The sequence below is a fragment of the Streptomyces misionensis genome (assembly GCF_007896895.1).
GTDB lineage: Bacteria > Actinomycetota > Actinomycetes > Streptomycetales > Streptomycetaceae > Streptomyces > Streptomyces misionensis_A.
The window spans coordinates 1-2,342 of the sequence record NZ_VOGW01000149.1; the positions used below are offsets into that span (position 1 = coordinate 1).

At 75.1% G+C, this 2,342-nt stretch carries 2 protein-coding genes; both read left to right on the forward strand.

Annotated elements, in window-relative coordinates; translation table 11 throughout:
• Window positions 1-15 precede the first annotated feature (15 nt).
• Window positions 16-918: a TatD family hydrolase gene (locus FRZ03_RS25245; protein WP_146467438.1), complete on the forward strand. Its 903-nt coding sequence runs from the start codon at window positions 16-18 to the stop codon at window positions 916-918.
• Window positions 919-1,024: 106 nt separating this feature from the next.
• Window positions 1,025-2,224, forward strand: coding sequence for a ubiquitin-like domain-containing protein (locus FRZ03_RS25250; protein ID WP_315902665.1), 1,200 nt, complete (start codon window positions 1,025-1,027; stop codon window positions 2,222-2,224).
• The last annotated feature ends 118 nt before the right edge of the window (window positions 2,225-2,342 follow it).

Genomic DNA, 2,342 nt, shown 5'->3' on the forward strand with positions numbered 1-2,342 from the left:
CCGTAGGATCGGGGCATGCCTTCGAACGCCGGCCACAGCTCATCGGGCGACAAGAACGCGGCGCCGCCGCTGCCCGCGCCCCTGGGGGTCCCCGTCGCCGACTCCCACACCCACCTCGACATGCAGTCCGGCACGGTGACGGAGGCGCTGGCGAAGGCCGCGTCGGTCGGGGTGACCAGGGTCGTCCAGGTCGGCTGTGACGTGGCCGGCTCCCGGTGGGCCGCCGAGACCGCGCGGGCGCACGAGAACGTGCACGCCGCCGTCGCCCTGCACCCCAACGAGGCCCCGCGCATCGTGCACGGCGACCCCGACGGATGGTCCCGGCAAGGGGCCCGCGAGCCGGGTGGCCTCGGCGCGCTGGACGAGGCGCTGGCCGAGATCGACCGGCTCGCCGCGCTGCCCCACGTCAGGGGCGTCGGCGAGACCGGCCTCGACCACTTCCGCACCGGCCCCGAGGGCAAGGAGGCGCAGGAGCGGTCCTTCCGCGCCCACATCGAGATGGCCAAGCGGCACGGCAAGGCCCTCGTCATCCACGACCGCGAGGCCCACGCCGACGTGCTGCGGGTGCTGAAGGAGGAGGGCGCCCCCGAGCGCACCGTCTTCCACTGCTACTCCGGCGACGCCGAGATGGCCGCGATCTGCGCCCGCGAGGGCTACTTCATGTCCTTCGCCGGCAACGTCACCTTCAAGAACGCCCAGAACCTGCGCGACGCCCTCGCCGTCGCCCCGCTGGAACTGGTCCTCGTGGAGACCGACGCGCCCTTCCTCACCCCGGCGCCGTACCGCGGACGGCCCAACGCGCCCTACCTGGTTCCGGTCACCGTGCGCGCGATGGCCGCGGTGCGCGGCATCGACGAAGACACGCTGGCGACGGCCCTGAACGAGAACACCGCCCGCGCCTTCGACTACCCGCTGTAGTCAGCCGTATGTGACGTGTCGTAGTCGATCCGCTTTGGAGAGTGACCGGGGCTCCGCTAGGTTCTGCCCCCGATCCGGACCTTTCGGCCCTCTGGAGCGTGTCGGCGTGAGCAGCAACCCCCGGTCCAAGACCCGTGCGGCACCCGGGCCGTCACCCGCGCAGGGCGGCGGGCGCGGCGCGCGCAGGCACAGGGCACGGGCCGCCGAGCGCCCGGACTCCGTCGTACGGCGGCTGCTGCCGCAGGCCCTGGTGGTGGCGTTCCTGGCCGGCGGCACCACCGCGTTCGTCGCCGAGGACCGGGCGATCCGGCTCAGCGTCGACGGCCGGCCGCGGGTCCTGCACACCTTCGCCGACGACGTGAACGCGCTGCTCGCCGAGGAGGGCGTGCGGGTGGGCGAGCACGACCTGGTGGCGCCCTCCCCCGACACCCCGCTCGCCGGCGGCGACGCGATCGCGGTGCGCTACGGCCGCCCCGTGCGGCTCACCCTGGACGGCCGGCGGCACGAGGTGTGGACGACGGCGCACACGGTGGACGGAGCGCTGCGGGAGCTGGGGGTGCGCGCCGAGGGCGCGTATCTGTCGGCCTCGCGCTCCCAGAGCATCGGACGCGCCGGACTCGCGCTCGACGTGCGCACCGAGCGCGAGTTCACGATCATGGCGGACGGCCGGGCCCGCACCGTCCGCACCAACGCGGCGACCGTGGCGGAGGCGGTCCGGGAGGCCGGGGTCACCCTGCGCGGCCAGGACGTGCTCTCCGTCCCCGGCGACAGCTTTCCGCGGGACGGGCAGACGGTGACCGTGCTGCGGGTCAGCGGCAGCCGGGAGGTGCGCGAGGAGCCGATCCCGTTCCGCGTCGAGCGCACCTACGACCCCACGCTGGCGCGGGGCACCGAGGTCGTCGCGCGTCCCGGGCGTCCCGGGCTGCGGCGGATCACCTATCTCCTGCGCACCGTCAACGGGGTGCGCGAGCGGCCCCGCCGGGAGGGAACGGAGGTGGTGCGCCGGCCGCGCGAGCAGGTGGTACGCGTCGGCACGAAGGCGCTGCCGCGCACCCCCGAGGGGGTGGACGGGCTGAACTGGCACGGGCTCGCGGTGTGCGAGTCGGGCGGTGATCCGCACGCGGTGGACGCGTCGGGCACGTACGGCGGGCTCTACCAGTTCGACACGCACACCTGGCACGCCCTCGGGGGATCGGGCACGCCGCAGGACGCGCCGGAGTCCGAGCAGACGTACCGGGCGAAGAAGCTGTACCTGCGGCGGGGGGAGAGCCCGTGGCCGCACTGCGGGGAGCGGCTGCACGGCTGAGACACCGCGACCGCACCGGCGGACCGCACCGGCGGCCGCCGATGCGGCCGTACGGCCGAGCGGGAGCGGTCGCGCACGGTCGTGGGGCCGGGAGCGGGCGGTCGTACGGCCGGGAGCG